Below are 23,727 nucleotides of genomic sequence, written 5' to 3' on the forward strand. Positions count from 1 at the left end.
TCCGTTCACTTTCGACTTAGGGTTCAGCCGACGATGTTCAAGCGCGTCAGGCCAGCAATCGACGTGCAATCACCTGCGCCTGAATCTCTGCCGCGCCCTCAAAGATGTTCAGGATGCGGGCGTCACACAGAATGCGGGAAATGCCGTATTCCAGCGCGAAGCCGTTGCCGCCGTGGATTTGCAGGGCGTTGTCCGCCGCGGCCCACGCCACGCGGGCACCCAGCAGTTTGGCCATCCCGGCCTCGAGGTCGCAGCGGCGGTCATTGTCCTTCTCGCGGGCCGAGAAATAGGTGAGTTGGCGGGCCACCATGATCTCCACCGCCATCATGGCAAGCTTGCCGGAGACGCGGGGGAAGTTGATCAGCGCCTTGCCGAATTGCTTGCGATCCTGGGCGTATTGCATCCCGGCATCGAGGGCGGATTGCGCCACACCGATGGCCCGCGCGGCGGTCTGGATACGGGCGCTTTCGAAGGTCTGCATCAGCTGCTTGAAGCCCTGCCCCTCTTCGCCGCCCAGAAGGTTTTCGCCCTTTACTTTGAAATCGTCGAAATTGACCGTGTATTCCTTCATGCCGCGATAGCCGAGGACCTCGATCTCACCGCCGCTGATCCCTGCGTCCTGCCACGGTGCTTCGTCGGTTCCCGGCGTTTTCTCTGCCAAAAACATGCTGAGGCCCTTGTAGTCGTCCGTGTCCGGCACGGTGCGGGCGAGGACGGTCATTACGTGTGTGCGGGCGGCGTGGGTGATCCATGTCTTGTTCCCGTTCAGAACCCAGTCGCCGTTGTCATCCTTAACGGCTTTGGTCCGCAGCGATCCGAGGTCGGAGCCGGTATTGGGCTCGGTGAAGACGGCGGTGGGCAGGATTTCACCCGAGGCGAGGCCGGGCAGCCATTTGGCCTTCTGCTCCTCGGTGCCCCCGGCAAGGATCAACTCGGCGGCGATCTCGGACCGGGTGCCAAGGGAACCCACGCCGATATAGCCGCGCGAGAGTTCTTCGGAGACGACGCACATGGATGCTTTCGACAGGCCGAAGCCGCCATGTTCTTCGGGGATGGTCAGGCCGAAAACGCCCATCTCGGCCAGCTCCTCGATGATCTCCATCGGGATCAGTTCGTCCTTGAGGTGCCAGTCGTGGGCGTCGGGGATCACGCGGTCGACCGCATAGCGCCGGAATTGCTCCCGGATCATCTCCAACTCATCATCAAGGCCGGTTGCGCCCACGGTGATCTCCGCCGCGCGTTCCTGCATCAGCTCCACCAGACGGGTGCGTGCGGCTTGCGTGTTGCCGGACTGTGTCAGCGTCATGACGGCATCATCCATCATCGCGCGCTGGTCGTCCTGGGTCAGGCCCATATCCTGCGGGCGCAGAATCTCCCCTTGGTTCATCGGCAGGCCGCCATACATCTGCCAGAGGTATTCGCCGAATGCGATTTGCAGGATCAGCTGCTCCACCTCGCCGAATTTGCCATCGGCGTTCAGGCGTTCCGCCCATCCGTGCATTTCCCGAAGGGCCTCCACATAGGTGGCGAGCCAGGCAAGCCCGTGGGCGGCGGTCTGGTTTTCCTCGATCAGCTTGGCAGAGACGCGGCCGTCTTCGCTCAACGTGTCCTTCAGCCGGGACTTCGCCACGTCCAGCAGAGCCGTGGCAGGGGCGACGGCGGCGCCGGTCAGGGCAAGGAGGTCGGGAAGAATCACGTCGGTCTTGGGCGAAACATGGGCATCACGGGGCATCGTAGCATCCTTGTGCGGCTTGCGTCTTATCTGGGTCTCAATGGCGTCACCGGAGAGGTAGGGCGTTTGCAGGTGCAGCGCAACAAAAATGCTGCGCTGCGTCAAATCACGCACAAAAATGTCGCGTCGGATTGGAGGTGCAGCCTCATCGGAGAGCGATTAGGAAGAGGGTATGATCAACGATGTCCTGTCCCTGATGCCGGTCTGGGCCTTTCTGGCGGCGCTGGCAATCTCCTTCGGGGCGGGGCTTGTGAAGGGGATCACCGGATTCGGCCTGCCGCTGATCGTGGTGACGGGTCTGTCGCTGTTCCTTGATCCGCTGCTTGCGGTCGCGGGCGTGATCCTTCCGGCGGTGTTTTCCAACGTGTTCCAGGTTCTGCGCCACAGCCGGGCGGAGATCGCGGACGGCGTGCGCGACTTCTGGCGCTACATTCTCATTGTCTGCGTGGTGATCCTTCTGGTGACGCAGGTTGTGACGCTGATCCCGATCAAGGCGCTTTATCTCGCCCTCGGCATTCCGGTTCTGGCCATATCACTTGTGCAGTTGAGCGGTCTGCGTTTCACCATTCCACCACACCGCAGGCGGGTCGCGGAATGGGGCGTGGGCGGATTGGCGGGTGTTCTTGGCGGGCTGACCGGATCGTGGGGCGCGCCGACGGTCCTGTATCTTCTGGCGCTCGACACGCCCAAGGCGCGGCAGATGCTGGTGCAGGGGATCGTTTATTCGTTGGGCGCGATCAGCCTGTTTGCGGGGCACCTGAATTCCGGGCTTCTGACGTGGACCACCGCAACGTTTTCCGCGGCACTTCTGCTGCCGGTCTTCCTCGGGATGAAAGTGGGATACTGGTTGGGCGACAGGTTGGACCAGGACCGGTTCCGCAAGATTACGCTGATCGTGCTTGTGCTTGCAGGGGCCAGCCTGATCCGACGCGGCCTGTTCGGGTGAGGCTATCGAGCGCCGCCATGGCGTCGGCGCGGCATTGATCCAGGCTCGACCCCTGGGAGAGGTCGGGCATCGGATAGCGTATCCCGAAAGTTCGGTTCAGCCAGATCTTTTCCGACCGGATCGGGGGTGTCAGCGCCTCCGCCACGCAAGGGGGAAGCGTGAACTTCTCCCCCTGCATTGCGGCAATCGTCGCGTAGTGTCGCGTCTTCAGGGGACGATCCGGCCCATCGGCCCCGTTCAGGGCGTCCAGAAGGTAGACCGCATCCCGGCAGAGGCCGGTATTCTCACGCTGATCGTGCAACATGTCGGGCGGCGGCGTGACCCCGGCCACGGCCAAGACGTCGCGGGTCAGGCCACGCTGCGCGCGTTCCATGCGTCGGACATGGACCCGGTCGCGGCCCAATGCCTTCAGCGCCGAAGACAGATGCCGCTTTGCCCAAGGCTGGTAGGGTTGCGCGAAAAGGTCGGCCAGTCGCCGGTGGCTCATCTTCACCGCCTGCTGGTAGCGGGAGGCAAGGTGGCCGAACGGCTCCCTCACGTAGCACAGCGTCTCCAGCCTGTATCCATGGCCCGCGAACAGCGTGTCGAGCGCCGCAAGTGCGTCTGGGCGCAGGGCCTGGAAATACTCGCTCGACAACAGGATGGTCGGCGTGTCGCGCGCCATTTCCCCCTCGATCGTGTCGATCATGCGCTGGCAGGCAAGGGCGGCCTGTGTCGGCCCGATGCCGCGTTTTCGAAACCAGAAATGCGCCGGGCCGGCCGCGTGGGCCATCGCCAGAAGGTCGTGATGGGCGACCTTGTTTCCCGGATAGGCCAGCCCGAGCGCGGGCAAGAGGGCGCGGTCTTGCGCAAGCGTCGTCTGGATCGTTCGCGTTCCGGTCTTGCCCAGACCCACATGCAAAATAACGCGCTTCATCGCGTCCCCCCTATCCGGTTCGACGGGGTGATAGCCGCGCGAGGTTACAAAACGTTTGACGTGGGCCGCGCTCAGGACACGAAGGAATCGAAGCAGGTGTCCATCACCTGCGGCATCAGGTCGGGGGCGACAACCTCGAACGCGATGAAGAACAATTCCTCGCCCGATTCGGTGACGGCGTGAAACGTCCATTCCCCCAACACAAGCTCGTGGTCGTGATCGAAGCTGAACCCGGTCAGGTTGGGGCCGCTGCCGATATCGGTCTGCCAGCGTTCGACCTCCACCCCCGATCCGGGGAAGGGGGGATGGGTGACAGTGACCGTCACGGCCCCGTGGTCGACGCCAAGGGGGGCGGAGGACACGACGCCGAAGCCGATCCCGATCTCGGCGGGCACGATCTTGCTGCGGAACTGGAAATCGGGGATCGATGGAACGATGTTGATGGTGCCATTCGCCGTCTCCGGCGCCGGATCTTCGCGGATCGGCTCCTGCGCGCAATAGACGCCGTAAAGGAGGGTCTCGATCCCGTCCCCGACCCTCAGGGCGGCATCCTGTGCCGTGGCGGGCAGGGACAGGGCGAACAGGACAAGGATCGCGCGCGCGAACATGGAACCTCCATCATCAAGGGCTGACCCATAGGTAATGGCCAGCCCCCGAAGCGCAACGTGTGGAAATCCCGACCGCCTAGATCGCGGCGGCGCGCACATCCTCGTCGATATGGGCGACGTATTGCGCGAAATTGTCTGCGAACATCTGCACCAGCTTCTGCGCCTGACGGTCATAGGCGCTGCCATCGGCCCAGGTTTCGCGCGGGTCGAGCAGATCGTCGTCACAGCCGGGGCAGGTGGTGGGAACCTCGAAGCCGAAATGCGGATCCTTGCGGAACTTGCCGCGGTTCAGCGTGCCGTCCAGTGCGGCGGTCAGCAGCGCGCGGGTGGCGCGGATCGGCATCCGTGAGCCTGTGCCGTACGCCCCGCCGGTCCATCCGGTGTTGACGAGCCAGCAGGTGGCGCCGTGTTCGCTGATCTTCTCGCGCAGGAGGTCGCCATAGACCTCCGGACGACGCGGCATAAACGGCGCGCCGAAGCATGTGGAAAAGGTCGGCGTCGGTTCGGTCACGCCCCGTTCTGTGCCGGCGACCTTGGCGGTGAAGCCACTCAGGAAGTGGTACATCGCCTGCGCTGGCGTCAGGCGTGCAATCGGGGGCAGAACGCCGAAGGCATCGCAGGTGAGCATTACGATGTTCTTGGGATGCCCGCCAAGACCCGTCGCACTGGCGTTCGAGATCATGTCGAGCGGATAGGCGCAGCGCGTGTTGGCCGTCAGGCTGTCATCGTCGAAATCCAGCTCCAACGTATCGTCGTCATAGACCATGTTCTCGATCACGGTGGAGAATTTGGACGTGGTCGCGAAGATCTCCGGCTCCGCTTCCTCCCGCAGATTGATTGTCTTGGCGTAGCAGCCGCCTTCGAAGTTGAACGTGCCGGTGTCGGACCAGCCATGCTCATCGTCGCCGATCAACGTGCGGCCGGGATCGGCGGACAGGGTCGTCTTGCCGGTGCCCGACAGGCCGAAGAAGACGGCGGCGTCTTCCGGATCGCCAATGGCGTGGTTGGCCGAACAATGCATCGCCATCACACCCTTTTCGGGCAGGATGTAGTTGAGCAGGGTGAAGACCGATTTCTTGTTCTCTCCGGCATATTCCGTGTTGCCGATCAGGATCAGCTTACGTTCGAAATTCAGCGCGATGACGGTCTCCGAATTGGTGCCGTGACGCGCCGGGTCGGCCTTGAAGCTCGGGCAATTGATGATCGTGAATTCGGGGATGAATTCCGCCAGCTCGTCCGAATCGGGGCGGCGCAGGAGGTGGCGGATGAAGAGGTTGTGCCAGGCAAGCTCACTGACCACGCGAACATCAAGGCGGTGTTCCGGATCGGCCCCGCCGAAGAGGTCCTGAACGAAGTAATCACCGCCCTTCATGTGGTCGAGCATGTCGGCATGCAGCCGATCGAAGGCATCGGGTGCCATGGGCGCGTTGTTGTCCCACCAGATCTTGTCTTCGACATCCGGAGTGCGCACGACGAACTTGTCGTTGGGTGAGCGTCCCGTGAACTGACCAGTGGAGACAAGGAAGGTGCCACCCTTGCCGATCCGCCCCTCGCCACGCTTGACCGCCGCTTCCATCAGCGCGGGTTCCAGAAGGTTGTAATAGACCGACCCGAGCCCCGTGATGCCGTGTTGATCGAGCGTGTGTGCGGGGTTCACGCGTCCTTGGGTCATGTCCGTTGCTCCTGATGGGCGATTGCGCCCTTGGTCTGAATGCGCGACGCGGCAAGATCCGCCGCGTCGTAGCACCGCTATAACATGACGATTTTGAGACTGAACAGGACGGGACCGCACAGTTAGCGCAACCATTAGCGCAACCACCGCGAAATTTTGTTTCGCGCAGTGATTATCCGCGTTTGCAGCCATTGCGTTGGGCAGGTGCCCGAATTTTGCCACTATTCAACGGCTCGTTAACGCAAATCCGCCACACTTGTCCGGGTCAGCGGGGTGCAATCGCTTATTTTGATTGATTCTCTGCCGTGAAAACCTGAAGCTGCCGGAAAAATATAATGTACCGAGCAGTAATCGAGGACATGACCGATGGCGCGTATCGCACTTGTCGATGACGACAGGAATATCCTGACGTCCGTATCAATGACTCTTGAGGCAGAGGGTTTTGACGTCGAGACCTACAATGACGGGCAATCGGCCCTGGATGCCTTCAATCGCAAATTGCCGGATCTGGGTGTCTTCGACATCAAGATGCCGCGCATGGACGGGATGGACCTGTTGCAGCGTCTGCGCACCAAGTCGCAGATGCCGGTGATCTTCCTGACGTCCAAGGATGACGAGATCGACGAGCTGATGGGCCTGCGCATGGGCGCCGACGATTACGTGCGCAAGCCGTTCTCGCAGCGCCTGCTCGTGGAGCGTATCCGGTCAATCCTGCGCCGTCAGGACGCGATCGCCTCCGACGCCGCCGGCGCGCCCGAGGAAAGCACGGTTCTGGACCGCGGCGATCTGCGGATGGATCCGCTGCGCCACGCGGTGACGTGGAAGGGCCGCGACGTGACCCTCACCGTGACCGAATTCCTGCTGTTGCAGGCGCTGGCACAACGGCCCGGTTTCGTGAAGTCTCGCGATCAGCTGATGGATGTCGCCTATGACGAGCAGGTCTATGTCGACGACCGGACCATCGACAGCCACATCAAGCGCCTGCGCAAGAAGATGCGCTCCGTGGATGATGAGTTCTCGGCGATCGAGACGCTCTATGGCATCGGCTACCGCTACAACGAAGAATAAGGGGCGCGCCCGTGCCGGCTGACCTGTCGATGACCAACCGCCGCGCGACCGAGCGGGCGGATATTGTGCTGGGTGAAGATTGGGACCGCCCCCAGGCGAGTGTCGAAAGCGAGTTGCGGGCCGCCCGTGCGCGCCGCTCGTTCATCTCGCTCAATTCCTCGCCGCTTGCGCGCAAAATCATTCTGTTCAACCTGCTGGCGATCCTGATCCTCGGGGTCGGCTTCTTGCTGATGAACCAGTTTCGCGACGGGCTGACAGTGCAGCGCGAACGCGCCCTGGCGGTCGAGGCGCAGCTGATGGCCGACGTGTTCGAGGCGAATTTGCCCGCCTCGGCCCCCGCGAACCTGACCACGGGCGACGGGATCGACGCCGAGGCCGTCCTGTCGCGGATCGGCCTGACCGATGGCGTCGACGTGTTCGTGTTCGCCGCCGACGGCTCCGTCGTCACCTCGACCCAGGATATCGCCCGCAGTGCCGCGCGCCCGGTGCGCGGATTGCAGGCGCAGCCGGGTGAGACGCTCCTGATCACCGATTTCCTCAACTCCGTGTGGACCGCCCTGTCGTCGATCATGGGTGGCAACGCCCCGGCCGAGGTTGGGCCGACCGGTGCTGCGGCCCATGTCGACCTGGTGGCCGCCGCCCTTGACGGGTCCACGATCTTGCAACGCGGCAGCGATACGACCGGGTCCGTCTATGCCGCGGCGACGCCGATCGAGGGGCCGGGCGGTGTTCTGGGCGTGATCGTCGTGACGACCGCGGCGGGGGAGATCGACCAACTCGCCCGGGTGGAGCAGGAGCAATTGCTTCAGATGTTCGCGGTGGCGCTTCTCGTGTCCATCGGACTGTCGCTGGTGCTGGCCTCCACCATCGCCAACCCGCTGTCCGACCTGTCGGCCGCCGCCGAACTCGGGCGCGACAAGAATGCCCGCAAGATGTCGCCCACCCGCGTGCGCATCCCCGATCTGACCGGTCGTCCCGATGAAATCGGGCGGTTGTCCGGTGCGCTCCGTGGCATGGTCGGCGCGCTCTACGACCGGATCGACAGCAACGAACAATTCGCCGCCGATGTCAGCCACGAGATCAAGAATCCTCTCGCGTCGCTCAGGTCTGCGGTGGGCACACTCGGCTTCGCCAAGACCGACGAACAGCGCGCCCGCCTGATCGAGGTGATCGAACACGACGTGCAGCGCCTGGACCGGTTGGTCAGCGACATCTCCAACGCCTCACGGCTGGACAGTGAGCTGGTCAAGGAGGAGGAGGAAGAGTTCAACCTCGTCCGCACGCTCAGCAACCTGTCCCATTATCACGCGGAGGAAGCGGCCAAGAAGGGCGTGGAATTCATCACCGACCTGCCCGAGGATGAGATCCGCATCGCGGGCCTTGAAGGGCGCCTGGCGCAGGTTTTCGTCAACCTGATCGGCAATGCGATTTCGTTCTGTGATGACGGCGATGCCGTCCGCCTCTGGACCCGGCGGCGTGAAAACCGCGTGTTGATCGTGGTGGAGGATACCGGCCCCGGCATCCCGGAAGAGGCGCTGACCAAGGTGTTCAACCGCTTCTATTCCGAGCGTCCGGTGCAGCAATTCGGCAACCATTCCGGCCTCGGCCTCGCGATCTCCAAACAGATCATCGAAGCTCATGGCGGCGTGATCTGGGCGGAAAATATCCGCCCGACCGAGGCGGATGTGACGTCCGAGCCGCTGGGTGCGCGCTTCGTCGTCGGCCTTCCGATCTGAGCCATGGCCGATCCCACGCCCGAGCCGTTGGAGCACTGGGCGCAGGGCGCTGACGCGACGGGCCTTCACCTCCACGCCACCGCCATTGCGCTTGCGGGGCAGAGCGTCTTGATGCTCGGGCCAAGCGGCTCCGGCAAATCCAGCCTCGCTTTGCAATTGCTTGTACTGGGCGCGCAACTGATCGCCGACGATGGCATTCGCGCACGGGTCGCGGGGGACACGATCCAGATCTCCCGTCCCGATACGGCCCCGCCGTTCATCGAAGCGCGGGGCATTGGGCTTCTGAAGGCCGGACCGCTTTGCGCGTCCGCGCGGCTCACCTACGCCGTCGACCTGGAACGGGCGGAGCCCGAGCGCCTTCCGCCGCGACGGTTCGTCACCCTTGGGACGGCCCGCGCGCAGTTGATCCTTGGCGCGGGACATCCGACGCTGGCCGCAGCGCTTTTGCACGCCCTGCGCCACGGACGGGCCGTGCCCTGATCCCCAAACCCGAGGTCATTCGACCCCATGCCGAACGCCGTCCCGTCCCCCGCCCATGTCGTGTTCGTCACCGGACCGTCCGGTGCGGGACGCACCACGGTTATCAACGCGCTGGAGGATCTGGGGTTCGAGGCCATCGACAACCTGCCCCTGCGCCTTCTGCCGCGCCTGTTGGAGGGGCCGCCGCCGGACCGCCCCCTGGCGCTTGGCATCGACCCGCGCACCCGTGATTTCGGAGCGGAGGATCTGCTCCGCGCCCACGAAAAACTCGCCGCCGACCCGGCCTACGCGACGGATCTGATCTATGTCGATTGTGAAGCCGCCACCTTACAGCGGCGCTATTCGGAGACACGTCGGCGACACCCGCTAAGCCCGGATGCCGATCCGGCAGAAGGGATCGCGCAGGAACGCGAGATCCTGGCTCCCCTGCGCGGACATGCCAGCGTCCTAATCGACACGACAAACCGGACCCCCCATGACACGAGGGCGGAGATCGGGCGCTTCTTCACGCCGGATCGCGCGCCGCGCCTCGTGATCCAGCTGACCTCGTTCTCATACCGCCGGGGCCTGCCACTGGGAGCGGATCTCGTGTTCGACTGCCGCTTCCTCCGCAATCCGCACTGGGACCCGGACCTGCGCGCACAGGACGGGCGGGACGACGGTGTCCGGGCCTATATCGCGGAGGATGCACGGTTCGACGCCTTCACCGATCAGATCGAGGCGATGCTGATGCTTCTGCTGCCCGCGTTCCGGGAGGAGGGCAAAAGCCACCTGACGGTCGCATTCGGCTGTACCGGGGGGCGTCACAGGTCCGTGGCCCTGACCGAAATCACCGCGGCACGGCTTGCGGACTCAGGCTGGCAAGTGTCAAAAAGGCACCGAGACGTGGACCGAGACAAAGCGCGCGCCCCTGAAGACGGGGCCAGTGCCGCGTCCAGGGGTGGAGAGGCATAGCAAGCGTGATCGGTATCGTGATCGTCGCCCACGGCGGCCTTGCCCTCGAATTGCAGCGCGCCACCGAACACGTGGTCGGCCGGCAGGACGCGATGATCTCCATCAGTGTCGGAGCGGAGGATGACCGCTCCACCCGGACCCGCGAAATCTGCGATGCCGCCGACCAGGTGGACCAGGGCCAGGGGGTCGTGGTGGTGACGGATATGTATGGCGGCTCCCCCTCCAACCTATCATTGCTCGCCTGCCAACCGGCCAATCGAAAGATCCTGTCGGGTATGAACCTGCCGATGCTGGTGAAGCTCGTGAAATCCCGAAACCTGCCGGTGGAAGAGGCCGTAAACCGCGCGGCCGAAGCCGGACGGCGCTACATCAACAGCTTCGACGGCGCCCCCGACTAAGCAGGAGATCCCAGACATGACCGAGACCTCCGTCACCCGCGAATTGAAGATCGTCAATACCAAGGGTCTGCACGCCCGCGCGTCTGCCCGGTTCGTGGAGGTGGTGGAAGAATTTGACGCCACCGCAATTGTCCGGCGCGATGGGCTGAGTGCCGCCGGGGATTCCATCATGGGCCTTTTGATGTTGGCAGCTTCCATGGGAACCTTTATTGAGGTTGAAACCAGTGGGGCTGAGGCCGCTCGCCTCGCCGATGCGCTGGAAGCTCTGGTTGCCGACAAGTTCGGCGAGGATACCTGAGGGGTCCATAAGATGACCTCTGACGATGGTGAAAGACGAGGGCACGTGACGGATCTGGGGTCTCGTAACATTTCGGCACCTGCGCCGACCCGTGTAGGGGGACCGACTGGCCAATATGATCGCCGGTCCCTGACCTATGCGAATTCGTTCCCGAACCCGTTCGTGCGTTTCACCATCAAGGCGATCGAGTGGATGACGGGAAAGGTCACGATCATTCGCCGCGTCAACCAGTTCGAGGGTTTGGGGGAATTCAAGGGGCAGGCCTTCTGGCCCGCGACGATGAAGGTGATGGGGATCGACCTTCAGACGCCGGACGCGCAATTGGACCGCATCCCCACAGAAGGACCCGTCGTCTTCGTGGCAAACCATCCCCATGGATTGGTCGACGGCATGATCCTGGCCGATCTGATCGGACGGCGGCGCGACGATTACCGTATCCTGACCCGCGCGCTTCTGACCGGGATCGATGAGGCCGCGTCGGGGTACATGATCTCCGTCCCGTTCCTCCACGAACCCGATGCGCAGCAAAAGATGCTGGATATGCGCGCCCAGGCGATGGAGCACCTCAAGAAGGATGGCCTGATCGCGCTGTTCCCGTCCGGCGCCGTTGCGGCCTCGGACCGGATGTGGGGCCAACCGATCGAGGGGGAGTGGAACGTCTTTACCGCCAAGATGATCCGCAATTCCGGCGCGACGATCGTTCCGTGCTTTTTTACCGGCCAGAACAGCCGCGCCTACCAGATCGCCAACCGGATCAGCCCGGTTCTGCGCCAGGGCCTGTTGATCCACGAGGTGGTGAAAAGTTTCGACAAGCCCCAGGCACCGATCATCGGCAATCCGATCACACCGGATCAATGGCAGGACAAGATCGGCAAGCCCCGGGAATTCATGGCGTGGCTGCGCGAGCGCACCCTGTCGCTCAGGGACGATCCAGACCAATAGGAGCGTTCCTTGGACCTGATCACCATCGCCGCGAACCTGCAATGCACCGATATCGGACGGAGCCGCGACTGGTATACGACTCTGTTCGGCCGGGAGTTTGACAGCGAACCGATGGAGGGCTTGCTGGAATGGCACCACGGCGAGAGTGCGGTCCTTCAGCTTTTTGAGCAATCCAGCACGGCGGGTTCCGGGATACTCACCCTGATCGTGCAAGACCTTGCAAGGGAATGCGAACGCTTACGGGACCTGTCACCGGGACCGATCGAGCAGGGCGATGACGTGCAGATCGCAAGGCTCACAGACCCGGATGGCAACACGGTCGTCCTGGTCAGCGCAGGCGCCTAGCGGGTCGGGACCGGGTCGCCTTCGCCGCGATAATCATAGAACCCACGCTGCGATTTGCGGCCAAGCCACCCGGCCTCCACGTATTTCGTCAGGAGCGGGCAGGGGCGGTACTTGGTGTCCGCCAGCCCGTCATGGAGCACGTTCATGATCGCAAGGCACGTATCCAACCCGATGAAATCCGCCAGTTCCAGCGGGCCCATGGGATGGTTGGTGCCAAGCTTCATCGCCATGTCGATCGACGTGACGTTGCCCACGCCTTCATAGAGCGTATAGACCGCCTCGTTGATCATCGGCATCAGGATGCGGTTGACGATGAAGGCGGGAAAATCCTCCGCCGTGGCGGCGGTTTTTCCAAGGGCATCCACAACCGATTTGCAGGCCTTGAAAGTCGGCTCATCCGTCGCGATGCCGCGGATCAGTTCCACCAATTGCATCACGGGGACGGGGTTCATGAAGTGGAAGCCCATGAACTTTTCCGGCCGGTCGGTGCGGCTGGCCAGGCGGGTGATGGAGATCGAGGAGGTGTTGGACGTCAGGATCGTGTCGGGCTTCAGATGCGGCAGGAGATCTTCGAAAATGGCTTGCTTCACAGTCTCCCGCTCGGTCGCGGCTTCGATGATCAGGTCGGTCGGGCCGACCTCCGACAGGGTCAGCGTCGTGCGGATGCGCCCCATCGCGGCATCTTTGTCGGATTGGCTGATCTTTTCCCGGCTGACCTGCCGCTCCAGGTTCTTGTCGATCAACGCCGTGGCCGCAGAAAGAGCATCCTCGCTCACATCGGACATGATCACATCGTAGCCCGCGAGGGCGCAGACATGGGCGATCCCGTTGCCCATCTGGCCCGCGCCCACGATCCCGATGCTTTCAATGCCCATGGTCACAGCCCTTTCGCCCACCATCCGTTTCGCGCGCAGACTACGCGCGGGGCGGGCAGGCGCACAAGCACCTGCACAATGCCGTCGCCGCGTCCGATCGGCACGGGCGAATCCCGTAGATTGTCTGCAAAATTTCGAAAATTCAGAGGCTTAGCAAAGTGGAAAGGTCTTCGCACGCATGGTGCCGATGGGTGAGTCTTTTTTAGACCGGAGCAAGAGAAATGAGTTTTGAGCAGCGGGGGCGTATGCCCCTGGACTATCAACCTGTCGCCTTGCCGGGATCGGTCCTGCGCTTTCGCGGCCCGATGGCGATCGGGCAGGGCCCGAGCGTGGTCTGCATCGGCGGGTCGGAGACGTTTGGCCGCTTCATCCATGCCCCGTTCCCCAGCCAGCTTGCCGATGCATTGCCCCTGCCGGTCCAGAATCTCGGCGTGATCAATGCCGGTCTGGATGTGATGGCGAGTGATCCTGCCATTGGCGCGGCGCTCGAAGCCGCCGACGCGGTCGTGATTCAGGTCACCAGCGTTCACAATATGACGAACCGCTTCTACTCGGTTCATCCGCGCCGGAATGATCGGTTCCTCAAGGCGAGTCCGATGCTGCGAACGATCTACCCGCAGGTGGATTTCACGGAATTCCATTTCACGCGCCACCTCCTCAAGCATCTGTCGACCACGTCCCAGGACCGCTTCGAAATCGTTAAGACGGAGCTTCAGAGCGCGTGGGTGGGGCGGATGCACAAGATCATTGCCGGGATCGCCGCACCGGTGCACCTTCTGTGGCTGTCCAACCGCGCGCCGGACGAGGCGGAAAGCGCGGATCTGTCGATCGACCCGCTATTCGTGACGTCGGACATGTTGAGGAAGGTCGCCGACCGCGCCGCGTCCCTTACCATCACAACCCCGGATGAAGAGGAGCAAGGCGTCACCGCCCGCGGAAAGTTCTTCGGCCCAAGGGAGGAGGCGGCGGCCCGTCTGCTGCCCGGACCCAACCTGCATGACCGCGCGGCGCAGGCCCTGTTGACCCACCTGTCGCCGCCCTAGGCCAAATGAAAAACGCCCCGCCGCGTATCACCGGGACGGGACGTTTTGAAATCGGATCGCTTGGCGCGGATCAGAGTTTTTCGGTCAATTCCGGCACCGCGTCGAACAGGTCCGCGACCAGGCCGTAATCGGCAACCTGGAAGATCGGCGCTTCCTCGTCCTTGTTGATCGCGACGATTACCTTGGAATCCTTCATACCGGCGAGGTGCTGGATCGCACCGGAGATGCCTACGGCGACGTACAGGTCGGGGGCCACGACCTTCCCGGTCTGTCCCACCTGCCAATCGTTCGGGGCATATCCGCTATCGACCGCTGCACGGGATGCGCCAACGGCGGCCCCCAGCTTGTCGGCGAGGTTCTCGATCAGCGCGAATTGCTCTTCCGAGCCAACACCGCGACCACCGGAGACAACGATGCCGGCGGAGGTCAGTTCGGGACGGTCCGAGGCCGCGACCTTGTCTTCGATCCAGCTCGACAGGCCGGGATTTGCGGCGGCGTCGATCATCTCCACCGGGGCGGAGCCGCCCGTCGGGGCCGCATCGAAGGTGGAGGTCCGGAAGGTCACGACCTTCGTGGCATCCGAGGACTTCACCGTCTGGATCGCGTTACCGGCATAGATCGGACGCTCGAACGTGTCGGCATCGACCACGGCGGAGGCGTCGGAGATCACCATCACGTCGAGCAAGGCGGCCACGCGCGGCATCACGTTCTTGGCGTCCGTCGTGGCCGGGGCGACGATGTGGGAATAGTCCCCGGCCAATCCCACGATCAGCGCGGCGGTCGGTTCGGCCAGGCGATGGCCCAGACTGTCATCCTCGGCGCAGAGCACCTTGGACACACCCTCGATCGTCGCAGCCTCATCGGCGGCGGCCTTGGCAGAGGCCCCTGCGCACAGAACCGTCACATCGCCCAATTGCTTGGCCGCCGTCACAGCCTTGGCGGTCGCATCCATTGCCAGTTCACCGGAATTCACTTCTGCAAGAAGAAGAACAGCCATCAGAGCACCCCCGCTTCGTCTTTGAGTTTCGTCAGCAGTTCGTCGACTGAGCCGACTTTCACACCAGCGGCCCGCGCCTCTGGCTCGGACGTGGTCACGATTTCTAGGCGCGGGGTGACGTCGACGCCGTAATCGGCAGCGGTTTTCTCATCCAGCGGCTTTTTCTTCGCCTTCATGATGTTGGGGAGGGAGGCATAGCGCGGCTCGTTCAGGCGCAGGTCCACGGTGATGATGGCGGGCATCTTCACCTCGATGGTCTGCAAACCGCCATCAACTTCGCGCGTCACCTTTGCGGTGTCACCCTCGATATCAACCTCCGACGCGAAGGTACCTTGCGACCAACCCAGAAGCGCCGACAGCATCTGACCGGTGGCGTTCATGTCGTTGTCGATGGCCTGCTTGCCCGCCAGGACAAGGCCCGGCTGTTCTTCGTCGATCACGGCCTTGAGGATTTTGGCGACGGCCAACGGCTCGATATCCGTATGAACGTCATCGGCGGCAACGACGAGGATCGCGCGGTCTGCCCCCATGGCAAGCGCCGTACGCAGCGTTTCCTGGCTCTGCTTCACACCGATGGAAACCGCGACAACCTCGTCGGCTTTACCGGCCTCCTTCAGGCGGATCGCCTCTTCCACGGCAATCTCGTCGAAGGGGTTCATCGACATCTTCACGTTGGCAAGATCGACCCCGGACCCGTCCGCTTTCACACGAACCTTCACGTTGTAGTCGATCACGCGCTTTACAGGCACCAGGACCTTCATTCACGTTCTCCCTCTGTCACACGCCGGGGCGGACCCAAGCAATTCTCTTGGGGGGAGAGATAGACCCAATGGGGGCGGGAAAATAGGCCAAAATCGACGCGGTTTGGCCATCCGACGCCGCGTTACGTGCGCGTCAAGCGGCTAGGGCCACCTCGGTCGCGATGGCGGCGTAGCAAAAGACCGTGCCGACAAGGACGAAGACGTGCCAGATCGTGTTGTGAAACGGCAGGCTGCCCCAGACATTGAAGACGACGCCGGCGGAATAGGTCAGCCCACCGGCGACCAACAGCCAGAAGCCGAGCGGCGAAAGGGTGCTGACAAGCGGCCCGCCCAAAACGGCACCGGCCCATCCAAGCGCAAGGTAAAGCGCGATGGCAAGCACCGCGACGCGCCCGGGCGACAATATGATAAGGGATGCGCCCGCCAGCGCGACCGCCCAGATCCCCGCTAGAAACCCCAGGGAGCCCGAGGCCAGCGCAATGAACGGGGTATATGTCCCTGCAATCTTGAAATAGATCGCCGATTGGTCGAGCCGCCGGAGGCCCGAGACGAGATCCTCGCGCTGCACAAGGTTGTAGAGCGCCGAGCAGACCCACATCGCCAGAAGCGTGAAGGCGTAAACGCCAAGCGCCGTAACCAGCCCCGGATCGCCAATCCAGATCGCGGCGAGGGTCACAAGGACCGGCCCGGCGATCAGCGCGCCGCCGATGCCCAATCCGTGCACCACCGCGTCCGAGATATACTCGGCCCGGCTGTATTCCCGATTGGGTTTGACGTGTGACATGTGGATAAGCTTAGACCAACATTGATTAACAACCACGTAAAGTTTTCGAAACAATCTGGTGTCGTTGCGTCATGGCGGTGAAAACGGGCTACACGAACGCAGAGTTGTCGGCGCTCGCGGCCCGTATCAGGGCGCAGGCGCATGCCCTTGTCACCGCCCTGCCGGAGGAGCCGTTGCGGGCGTTGCACCTGACCTGCACCTGCGATCGCTGTATCGACCCGGCCGCCTATCCCAAGCTGTGCCGCACGCCACCGCCGCAGATGACGGAGGATCTGATTACCCAGTATTTTGGTGGCGTTGCGGCGGTCGAGACCCAGACGACCGAAGAGGCCAGGTTCGAGGCGCGGGTGATCCTTACGCATGTGCTTGCGCTGTTCGGGCGGATGGTCGTGATGCCCGCTGAGGAAGGGCGCGCGATGCGGCGACGGCTCAGCTATCTGGATGGCGATTACCTGCTGCCCTACCTGTTGCGGACCGGGTTCCTGCCGCGTCTGTCAGCCGGGGTTCGGGGGCAGATCACCGCCTATCTTGTGGACGTGGCCCATTACGCCATCGCGCGCGGGTCTGCCGCCGTCGATACGGCACTTTGCTATGTCGGGATATTCACGGATGCGTTGCCAGATTTGTTGGAAAGTTATCGCGCGGGTCCACCGCGTCGCCATCTACGGTTCTGGACGGCGCTTGGGCGGGGTTTCGTGACGAAGGGTGACGACACGGCGCGCAACGGCAAGGACCTTCACCTCTGGCTTCGGGGTATGAACCCGCCCGATCGCCTTCTGGTTCTGCATGCGCTCGAAGCGCCCGAGGTCGCGATGTTGTTCGAGCGCTACGCCTTCCAGGCCCGCGATCCGGACTGGCTGCAATACCTGTCCAACCTGCTGGATTGGCGGGAGAAGACGATCCTCTCCACCCGCTATTCCGAATACAAGGACGAGTGGCCCTAGGGCTTCGTTCTGCCCCGCGCCATCACCGGTTGGCGCCGGGAACCCAGAGAACGTCGTCGGCGCCATTGTTGTTGGCGATCCGGCCCGCGACGAAGAACCAGTCGGACAGGCGGTTGAGGTATTTCACCCCCGCCGGATTGATTGATTCCACCCCGCCCAGTTCGACCGAAAGCCGTTCCGCCCGCCGGGCCACCGTCCTGCAGATATGCAGATGCGCGGCAAGCGCCGATCCACCGGGCAGGATGAAGGAACGCAGCGGGGTCAGGTCGGCGTTCATCTCGTCGATCTCCGCCTCCAGGCGGTCCACGTGCGCGTCGGCCACGCGCAGGGGCGGGTATTCACGGTCCCCGTCCATCCCCATGTTCGGCGTACACAGATCGGCACCGAGGTCGAAGAGGTCGTTCTGGATCATCGCGATCCGCTCTGCCAGCACGCCATCGGCATGGAGCTTGGCAACACCGAGGGTCGCGTTCAGCTCATCCACCGTGCCATAGGCCGTGACGCGCGCGGAGTGTTTGGCCACCCGGCTGCCATCGCCAAGGGCGGTTTCGCCCGCATCACCGGTGCGCGTGTAGATCTTGTTGAGAACCACCATCGGATCAGCCCCCCGCCTGTCGCCGGAAGAAAACGAAGGCCAGCAGCAGGACAATCGCGAGGAATTGCAGGCCGATCCGCCATTGCATGAGCTTGTTGGATCGCTTGGAGCCGTCCGTACCACCGCGGCGGAAGGAATTGATGCCCAGAAGCAGCACCACCAGAACGGCGGCACAGGCAATCAGGCCGGCCAGAAGTAGGGGATCGTCGGTCATGTCATCTCCGATTATGTGCCGCTCGCAAGCTAGCAGCGCGGCGGCAAAAGGCTAGAGCCGCGCGGCGATTGCGTCCAACATCCGCTGTGGCAGGGCGCGGCGCAGCCCCTCCGCGATATGGGTGGCCCCGGTGATGTGGTAGCGCGGGCGCGGGTTCGGCGCCTCGCAGGCATGGATCAGGCGGCGCACAACCGCGTCGGGTTCGCGCTGGAAGGCGGCGCGGCCCGTGTCCTCATAGAGAAAAGGGAGCAATTCCCGGCGATATTTGTCGGGCTCGGCGGAGGCTTCCCAATCTATCCAGGCTTCGAACCGAGGGATGGAATTGACACGGAATTTCGATGTGACCGGCCCGGTATTGAGGGTCGAGACGTGGATGCCCGTGCCCCGCATCTCCAGTCGCAACGTGTCGGTCAGCCCCTCCAATGCGTGTTTGGAGGCATTGTAGGCGCCGCGCCACTTCATCACGTGCCGCCCGAAGCCCGAAGAGTGCTGGACGATCCGCCCATGGCCTTGGGCGCGCATCGTGGGGATCACCGCGCGGGTCAGATGGTGCAGCCCGAAAACGTTGGTCTCGAAGATATGGCGCAGGGCGTCGGTTGGCAGATCCTCCACCAGGCCGGGCAGGCCGAAGCCCGCATTGTTGAAGACCGCGTCAAGCGTGCCGCCCGTCCGGTCCAGCACCTCGGCCACGCCGGCGTCGATGCTGGTCGTGTCGCCGCAATCCAGCAGAAGACTTTCCAAGCCGGCCGCGATCAGCCGATCACGGTCTTCCGCACGCCGCACGGAGGCGAAGACGCGCCAGCCGCGCGCCTTCATCGCATGGGCCGCCGCCTCTCCGATGCCGGAGGAGCAGCCCGTGATCAGGATGGATTTTGTCAATGGGATCGGCCCGCCTCTTCGATAGCCTTGCCTAGGCCAGGAGGGGCGGGCGGCGCAAGCGGATCAATTCACCGGCTCAAGGAACTCCGCCGCCATGTAACCTTCGATCCCCGACCCGACGATGCGCAGATGCGCCCAGTCGGAATCATCGGCGGCGACGGCGAGGAATTCGACCTCGTCCCCGCGCCTCAGGGACGTCAGGACATTGGTGCTTGTCGACGGGCCTTCGCGGAAATTCACCGCACGGGCCGCAACGCGCCAGATCTCGGGCGTGGTGTCGGCGGCTTGCGTTTCCACCGCGGTCTCGATCTCGACCGGATCGGCAAGGGCTGCGACGGTCACATTCGTGACCCGGCCGTCGTCGTCCATCAAGTCGACCGGGTTGATGACGGCGTCGATCATGTAGAATTCGCCCGTGGCGGTCGCCAGCATCAGGTCGCCCGCGTCATCCGCAATCAGGGCGCTGCCGCCGGTCACGACCTGCCGCTGACTGATCGGCGCGGCCCGCACGGTGGACGCGCCCGCCTCTGCGCTGGCGATCAGCGACTGGATCCAGCCCGCCGCCCCTTGCGTATCGGTACGGCCCGGAACGATTGGATCGTCCGAGCGCGACGCGCTGCTGGTCACTTGAATGTCCACACCGTGATCCTCACCCGGCACCACGATCATCGTGACGTAGATTGCGGCAACAAGGAGGACGGTAAGGCGAATCATGGGCCCGAGAGGATAGGGGGACGAATTAAGTCGCATACTTGTATCACCGATTCGTTCATAGGGGTTTCAGGCCAATAAACGCACGCCGATGCGAAAGGGTTCCTTGCCTCTGATCAGCATCTCGGGATAGGTCCATGATCTAGATGAGCAGTGACGACGACACACAAGATGACCGGTCCGTTTCGGAACCGTTGAGCCGCGCGATCGGCTCGCGCTACCTTCAGTACGCGCTCAGCACGATCATGCACCGTGCGCTGCCCGATGCGCGCGACGGGTTGAAGCCGGTCCACCGCCGCATCCTTTACGCGATGCGGGAATTGCGGCTGGCCTCCAACGGCGGGTTCCGCAAATCCGCCAAGATCTCCGGCGACGTGATGGGCAATTATCACCCCCACGGGGATGCCGCGATCTACGACGCCATGGCCCGGCTCGCCCAGGATTTCCTGATCCGCTATCCGCTGGTAGACGGGCAGGGCAATTTCGGAAATATCGACGGCGATAACCCGGCAGCCGCGCGGTATACGGAAGCGCGCATGACCGCCGTGGCGGAGGCGTTGCTGGAAGGCCTTTCCGAGGACGCGGTCAACTTCCGGGACAATTACGACGGCACCTTGCAGGAGCCTGAAGTCCTTCCGGCGCAGGTCCCGAACCTTCTGGCCAACGGCTCCTCCGGCATCGCCGTGGGCATGGCCACGAACATCCCGCCCCACAACCTCGACGAATTGATCGCCGCCTGTCTGCACCTGATCAAGACGCCCGACGCCCGCGACGATACGCTGCTGAACTACGTCCAAGGCCCCGATTTCCCGACCGGCGGCGTTATCGTCGAGCCGCCCGAGAGCATGGCAGAGACCTACCGCACCGGCAAAGGCGGCTTCCGTTTACGCTCGAAGTGGGAGGTGGAGGATCTGGGTCGCGGTCAGTGGCAGATCGTCGTGACGGAAATCCCCTACCAGGTCCAGAAGTCCAAGCTGATCGAAAAACTGGCGGAGCTGATCCAGCTCAAGAAGGTCCCCATCCTCGCCGACATCCGCGACGAAAGCGCCGACGACATCCGCATCATCCTTGAACCCCGCGCCAAGACAGTGGACCCGGACGTGCTGATGAACACGCTCTTCCGGCAATCGGACCTCGAAAACCGGTTTTCGCTCAACATGAACGTGCTGATCGACGGGCGAACCCCGAAGGTCTGTTCCCTCAAGGAGGTTCTGCGCGCCTTCCTCGACCATCGCCGCGACGTTCTGCAACGCCGGTCCCGGCACCGTATGGCGCAGATCGACCACCGTCTCGAAGTGCTTGAAGGCTTCCTGATCGCGTTCCTGAACCTCGACCGGGTGATCGACATCATCCGGTATGACGACCAGCCCAAGGCCGCCCTGATGCGGGAAACCTGGGACCAGGACTTCGTCCGCGCCACGTCCGAGGCCGATTACAAAACGCCGGCCCCGGGCGAAGGTGAGCTGACCGAGGTGCAGGCCGAAGCCATCCTGAACATGCGCCTGCGCAGCTTGCGTCGGCTTGAAGAAATGGAGCTTCAGGCCGAACGCGACCGCCTGATGGAGGAGCGTGCGAACCTTGATGACCTGCTGGCGGAGGACGGTCTGCAATGGGCGCGCATCGCCGAAGAGCTGAAGGAGGTTCGTGCGAAATTCGGGGCCAAGGCCGATGGCGGCGCACGGCGCACACAATTTGCCGAGGCGGGCCAGGTCGAGGATGTTCCGATCGAGGCGATGATCGAGCGTGAACCGATCACCGTCATCTGCTCCCAGATGGGGTGGATCCGGAACATGCGCGGCCACGTGGACCTGACGCAGGAGTTGAAATTCCGCGACGGGGACGGCCCGCGCTTCTTCTTCCACGCGGAGACGACCGACAAGCTGTTGATCGTGGGCTCCCATGGCAGGGTCTATACCCTTGCGGCGACCGGCCTTCCCGGCGGGCGTGGGTTGGGGGAGCCTGTGCGGCTGATGGTGGATTTGCCCACCGAGGCGCAGATCGTGGACATGTTTGTGCACCGCCCCGGCACCAAACGCCTGATGGCCAGTTCCGCCGGGGACGGGTTCCTCGTGGCGGAGGACGAGATCGTGGCCCAGACGCGGTCCGGCAAGCAGGTCCTGAACGTCAAGGAGGGCGTCACTACCAAGGTTGCCGTTTCGGTGGCGGAGGGGGACGACCATGTCGCGGTTGTGGGCGAGAACCGGAAACTCCTCGTCTTTCCGCTGGCTGAATTGCCGGAGATGGGGCGCGGCAAGGGCGTGCGGCTCCAGAAATACAAGGACGGTGGCCTGTCGGATGCGCGGACATTCCGCCTGGAAGACGGGCTTAGCTGGTCCGATCCGGCGGGCCGCACGCGCACGGAAACCGAATTGTCGGAATGGACCGCCAAACGTGCCAGCGCAGGGCGGATGGCGCCCCGCGGCTTTCCCCGGGACAACACGTTCACCTGACACGGGACCGGCGAATCCCCGCCGCCTGCGTGGGTGATTGCGTCACACTTCCCCGTAACCGGCCCGTTCATGGCTTTACCCTCCCCCAACGCCCCCCTATTTTCCGACGAAATTATTTTAGGAGACCGACCGATGCTTCGATTGGCCCGATTGGCCCCCCTGGGCCTCGTTTTGACATTGATGGCCTGCGCCGCCGGCGACCCCTTGGAAGAAGACCTGCCGCCGATGGGGGATTTCCGCCTTGGCCACAACATCGTGGTGGCCGAGAACATGCAGCAGGTTCCGCCGTCGCGGAATGCCACGCCCGAGGAATGGCAGGAGATCCTGACCTCGGAAATCGACCGCCGCTTTGGCGCCTATGAGGGCGACCGGCTCTATCACATCGGGATCGCGGTGGATGGCTACGCGCTGGCCCCTCCGGGCATTCCCATCGTGCTCAGCCCTCGGTCCGTCCTGGTTCTGTCGGTGAACATCTGGGACGACGAATTGGGGCGCAAGCTCCATGAAGAGCCCGAACAGATCATCGTCTTCGAGGGCACCTCGCCGGAGACGTTCCTCGTCGGCTCCGGCATTGCGCGCAACCGCAACGAGCAGATGCAGGTCCTGGCACGCAATGCGGCGCGGCGGGTGCAGCTGTTCATGCTGGAAAATCCCGAATGGTTCGGCCTGACCGATGCCGATGTCGAAGCCGCCCTGTCGGAGGTAGAGGCCTTGGCCGAAGCCGCCGAAGCGGCCGAGGCGGTGGAAGAGGCGCAGGACGAGGCCGCCACCGGGGAGTGAGCGCCTGACCCGTCGCAGGGTTGCGGTTCCACAATGACTTGATTTTTTCGCGCGGGCCTAATACGTCGCCCGCGACGATCACACGGGCCCGGGCGGACATTCCGTTCGAGGCCCTCCAATAACGGGGTGCCTCCGCATGGCAAAAGAGAAGTTTGAACGCACGAAGCCGCATGTGAACATCGGCACGATTGGTCACGTTGACCACGGCAAGACGACGTTGACGGCGGCGATCACGAAGTATTTCGGCGACTTCAAGGCGTATGACCAGATCGACGGGGCGCCGGAGGAGAAGGCGCGGGGGATCACGATCTCCACGGCGCATGTGGAATACGAGACCGACAGCCGGCACTACGCGCACGTGGACTGCCCCGGCCACGCCGACTACGTGAAGAACATGATCACGGGTGCGGCGCAGATGGACGGCGCGATCCTGGTGGTGAACGCCGCCGACGGCCCGATGCCGCAAACGCGTGAGCACATCTTGCTGGGGCGCCAGGTCGGCATCCCGAAGATGGTCGTGTTCATGAACAAGGTCGACCAGGTCGATGACGAGGAGCTGCTGGAGCTGGTCGAGATGGAGATCCGCGAGCTGCTGTCGT

The 23,727-nt window shown here is 63.4% G+C and carries 26 protein-coding genes; 14 read left to right on the forward strand and 12 right to left on the reverse strand.

What is annotated here, in order from left to right:
* Positions 1-46: 46 nt before the first annotated feature.
* Positions 47-1,732: an acyl-CoA dehydrogenase family protein gene (locus KUW62_RS18730; RefSeq protein WP_224816978.1), complete on the reverse strand. Its 1,686-nt coding sequence runs from the start codon at positions 1,730-1,732 to the stop codon at positions 47-49.
* 172 nt (positions 1,733-1,904) lie between these two features.
* On the opposite strand from KUW62_RS18730, the gene KUW62_RS18735 reads away from it, so the two are divergent.
* The gene (locus tag KUW62_RS18735; RefSeq protein ID WP_224816979.1) at positions 1,905-2,678 is read left to right on the forward strand and encodes a sulfite exporter TauE/SafE family protein; all 774 of its coding nucleotides are present in this window, start codon (positions 1,905-1,907) and stop codon (positions 2,676-2,678) included.
* On the opposite strand, the gene KUW62_RS18740 is transcribed toward KUW62_RS18735, so the two are convergent.
* The 3 genes from KUW62_RS18740 to KUW62_RS18750 all read right to left on the reverse strand — a co-directional run bounded on the left by KUW62_RS18740 (position 2,617) and on the right by KUW62_RS18750 (position 5,874).
* Entirely contained in the window at positions 2,617-3,594 is a 978-nt protein-coding gene (locus KUW62_RS18740; protein ID WP_224816980.1) for a hypothetical protein, read from the reverse strand. The genes KUW62_RS18735 and KUW62_RS18740 overlap by 62 nt on opposite strands.
* Positions 3,595-3,665: 71 nt before the next feature.
* The gene (locus KUW62_RS18745) at positions 3,666-4,202 is read right to left on the reverse strand and encodes a DUF3859 domain-containing protein (protein WP_224816981.1); all 537 of its coding nucleotides are present in this window, start codon (positions 4,200-4,202) and stop codon (positions 3,666-3,668) included.
* Positions 4,203-4,278: 76 nt separating this feature from the next.
* Positions 4,279-5,874, reverse strand: a complete 1,596-nt coding sequence (locus tag KUW62_RS18750; RefSeq protein WP_224816982.1) for a phosphoenolpyruvate carboxykinase — start codon at positions 5,872-5,874, stop codon at positions 4,279-4,281.
* Between the two features lie 366 nt (positions 5,875-6,240).
* Between KUW62_RS18750 and KUW62_RS18755 the strand changes: the two genes are divergently transcribed.
* The 8 genes from KUW62_RS18755 to KUW62_RS18790 are packed head-to-tail and all read left to right on the forward strand — an operon-like array spanning position 6,241 to position 12,095.
* Positions 6,241-6,942, forward strand: a complete 702-nt coding sequence (locus KUW62_RS18755) for a response regulator transcription factor (protein WP_224816983.1) — start codon at positions 6,241-6,243, stop codon at positions 6,940-6,942.
* Positions 6,943-6,971: 29 nt separating this feature from the next.
* Positions 6,972-8,678 carry a sensor histidine kinase gene (locus KUW62_RS18760; protein ID WP_224817157.1) on the forward strand — a complete coding sequence of 569 codons (1,707 nt, stop codon included), beginning with the start codon at positions 6,972-6,974 and terminating at the stop codon, positions 8,676-8,678.
* A gap of 3 nt (positions 8,679-8,681) precedes the next feature.
* Positions 8,682-9,158 (forward strand): HPr kinase/phosphorylase, encoded by a 477-nt coding sequence (locus KUW62_RS18765; protein ID WP_224816984.1) that lies wholly within the window; start codon positions 8,682-8,684, stop codon positions 9,156-9,158.
* 27 nt (positions 9,159-9,185) lie between these two features.
* On the forward strand, positions 9,186-10,112 hold the full coding sequence (gene rapZ, locus KUW62_RS18770; RefSeq protein ID WP_224816985.1) for an RNase adapter RapZ: 927 nt from the start codon (positions 9,186-9,188) through the stop codon (positions 10,110-10,112).
* Positions 10,113-10,117: 5 nt separating this feature from the next.
* Positions 10,118-10,510, forward strand: a complete 393-nt coding sequence (locus tag KUW62_RS18775; protein ID WP_224816986.1) for a PTS fructose transporter subunit IIA — start codon at positions 10,118-10,120, stop codon at positions 10,508-10,510.
* 16 nt (positions 10,511-10,526) lie between these two features.
* A complete protein-coding gene (locus KUW62_RS18780; protein WP_224816987.1) occupies positions 10,527-10,808 on the forward strand; it encodes an HPr family phosphocarrier protein in 282 nt (93 codons plus the stop codon).
* 12 nt (positions 10,809-10,820) lie between these two features.
* Positions 10,821-11,750 (forward strand): lysophospholipid acyltransferase family protein, encoded by a 930-nt coding sequence (locus tag KUW62_RS18785; RefSeq protein WP_224816988.1) that lies wholly within the window; start codon positions 10,821-10,823, stop codon positions 11,748-11,750.
* Between the two features lie 9 nt (positions 11,751-11,759).
* The gene (locus tag KUW62_RS18790; protein WP_224816989.1) at positions 11,760-12,095 is read left to right on the forward strand and encodes a VOC family protein; all 336 of its coding nucleotides are present in this window, start codon (positions 11,760-11,762) and stop codon (positions 12,093-12,095) included.
* Here KUW62_RS18790 and KUW62_RS18795 read toward each other — a convergent pair.
* On the reverse strand, positions 12,092-12,970 hold the full coding sequence (locus KUW62_RS18795) for a 3-hydroxybutyryl-CoA dehydrogenase (RefSeq protein ID WP_224816990.1): 879 nt from the start codon (positions 12,968-12,970) through the stop codon (positions 12,092-12,094). The genes KUW62_RS18790 and KUW62_RS18795 overlap by 4 nt on opposite strands.
* A 221-nt stretch (positions 12,971-13,191) precedes the next feature.
* On the opposite strand from KUW62_RS18795, the gene KUW62_RS18800 reads away from it, so the two are divergent.
* A complete protein-coding gene (locus KUW62_RS18800; RefSeq protein WP_224816991.1) occupies positions 13,192-14,013 on the forward strand; it encodes a DUF6473 family protein in 822 nt (273 codons plus the stop codon).
* A 70-nt stretch (positions 14,014-14,083) separates the two neighbouring features.
* On the opposite strand, the gene KUW62_RS18805 is transcribed toward KUW62_RS18800, so the two are convergent.
* The 3 genes from KUW62_RS18805 to KUW62_RS18815 form a co-directional block, all read right to left on the reverse strand.
* Complete coding sequence (locus tag KUW62_RS18805; RefSeq protein WP_224816992.1) at positions 14,084-15,010, reverse strand: electron transfer flavoprotein subunit alpha/FixB family protein; 927 nt, start codon at positions 15,008-15,010, stop codon at positions 14,084-14,086.
* Positions 15,010-15,771 carry an electron transfer flavoprotein subunit beta/FixA family protein gene (locus tag KUW62_RS18810; RefSeq protein ID WP_224816993.1) on the reverse strand — a complete coding sequence of 254 codons (762 nt, stop codon included), beginning with the start codon at positions 15,769-15,771 and terminating at the stop codon, positions 15,010-15,012. Before KUW62_RS18810 ends, KUW62_RS18805 begins: the two co-directional genes overlap by 1 nt.
* Before the next feature lie 133 nt (positions 15,772-15,904).
* Positions 15,905-16,555, reverse strand: a complete 651-nt coding sequence (locus KUW62_RS18815; RefSeq protein WP_224816994.1) for a hemolysin III family protein — start codon at positions 16,553-16,555, stop codon at positions 15,905-15,907.
* A gap of 71 nt (positions 16,556-16,626) precedes the next feature.
* Between KUW62_RS18815 and KUW62_RS18820 the strand changes: the two genes are divergently transcribed.
* The gene (locus KUW62_RS18820) at positions 16,627-17,499 is read left to right on the forward strand and encodes a hypothetical protein (RefSeq protein WP_224816995.1); all 873 of its coding nucleotides are present in this window, start codon (positions 16,627-16,629) and stop codon (positions 17,497-17,499) included.
* Between the two features lie 22 nt (positions 17,500-17,521).
* Here the strand turns inward: KUW62_RS18820 and KUW62_RS18825 are convergent, their stop codons facing one another.
* From KUW62_RS18825 to KUW62_RS18840, 4 genes are all read right to left on the reverse strand, one after another.
* Complete coding sequence (locus KUW62_RS18825; RefSeq protein ID WP_224816996.1) at positions 17,522-18,094, reverse strand: cob(I)yrinic acid a,c-diamide adenosyltransferase; 573 nt, start codon at positions 18,092-18,094, stop codon at positions 17,522-17,524.
* Positions 18,095-18,098: 4 nt separating this feature from the next.
* Positions 18,099-18,308: a twin transmembrane helix small protein gene (locus tag KUW62_RS18830; protein WP_224816997.1), complete on the reverse strand. Its 210-nt coding sequence runs from the start codon at positions 18,306-18,308 to the stop codon at positions 18,099-18,101.
* A 51-nt stretch (positions 18,309-18,359) separates the two neighbouring features.
* Positions 18,360-19,187 carry an SDR family NAD(P)-dependent oxidoreductase gene (locus KUW62_RS18835; protein ID WP_224816998.1) on the reverse strand — a complete coding sequence of 276 codons (828 nt, stop codon included), beginning with the start codon at positions 19,185-19,187 and terminating at the stop codon, positions 18,360-18,362.
* Between the two features lie 63 nt (positions 19,188-19,250).
* Positions 19,251-19,901 carry an SH3 domain-containing protein gene (locus tag KUW62_RS18840; RefSeq protein WP_224816999.1) on the reverse strand — a complete coding sequence of 217 codons (651 nt, stop codon included), beginning with the start codon at positions 19,899-19,901 and terminating at the stop codon, positions 19,251-19,253.
* A gap of 143 nt (positions 19,902-20,044) precedes the next feature.
* Here KUW62_RS18840 and parC point away from each other — a divergent pair, with 143 nt between their 5' ends.
* From parC to KUW62_RS18855, 3 genes are all read left to right on the forward strand, one after another.
* Complete coding sequence (parC, locus tag KUW62_RS18845; RefSeq protein WP_224817000.1) at positions 20,045-22,348, forward strand: DNA topoisomerase IV subunit A; 2,304 nt, start codon at positions 20,045-20,047, stop codon at positions 22,346-22,348.
* A gap of 132 nt (positions 22,349-22,480) precedes the next feature.
* Entirely contained in the window at positions 22,481-23,128 is a 648-nt protein-coding gene (locus tag KUW62_RS18850) for a hypothetical protein (protein WP_224817001.1), read from the forward strand.
* A 136-nt stretch (positions 23,129-23,264) separates the two neighbouring features.
* A partial coding sequence (locus tag KUW62_RS18855; RefSeq protein WP_224817002.1) for a GTP-binding protein occupies positions 23,265-23,727 on the forward strand: 463 nt, incomplete at its 3' end.

Source organism: Hasllibacter sp. MH4015 (genome assembly GCF_020177575.1).
GTDB lineage: Bacteria > Pseudomonadota > Alphaproteobacteria > Rhodobacterales > Rhodobacteraceae > Gymnodinialimonas.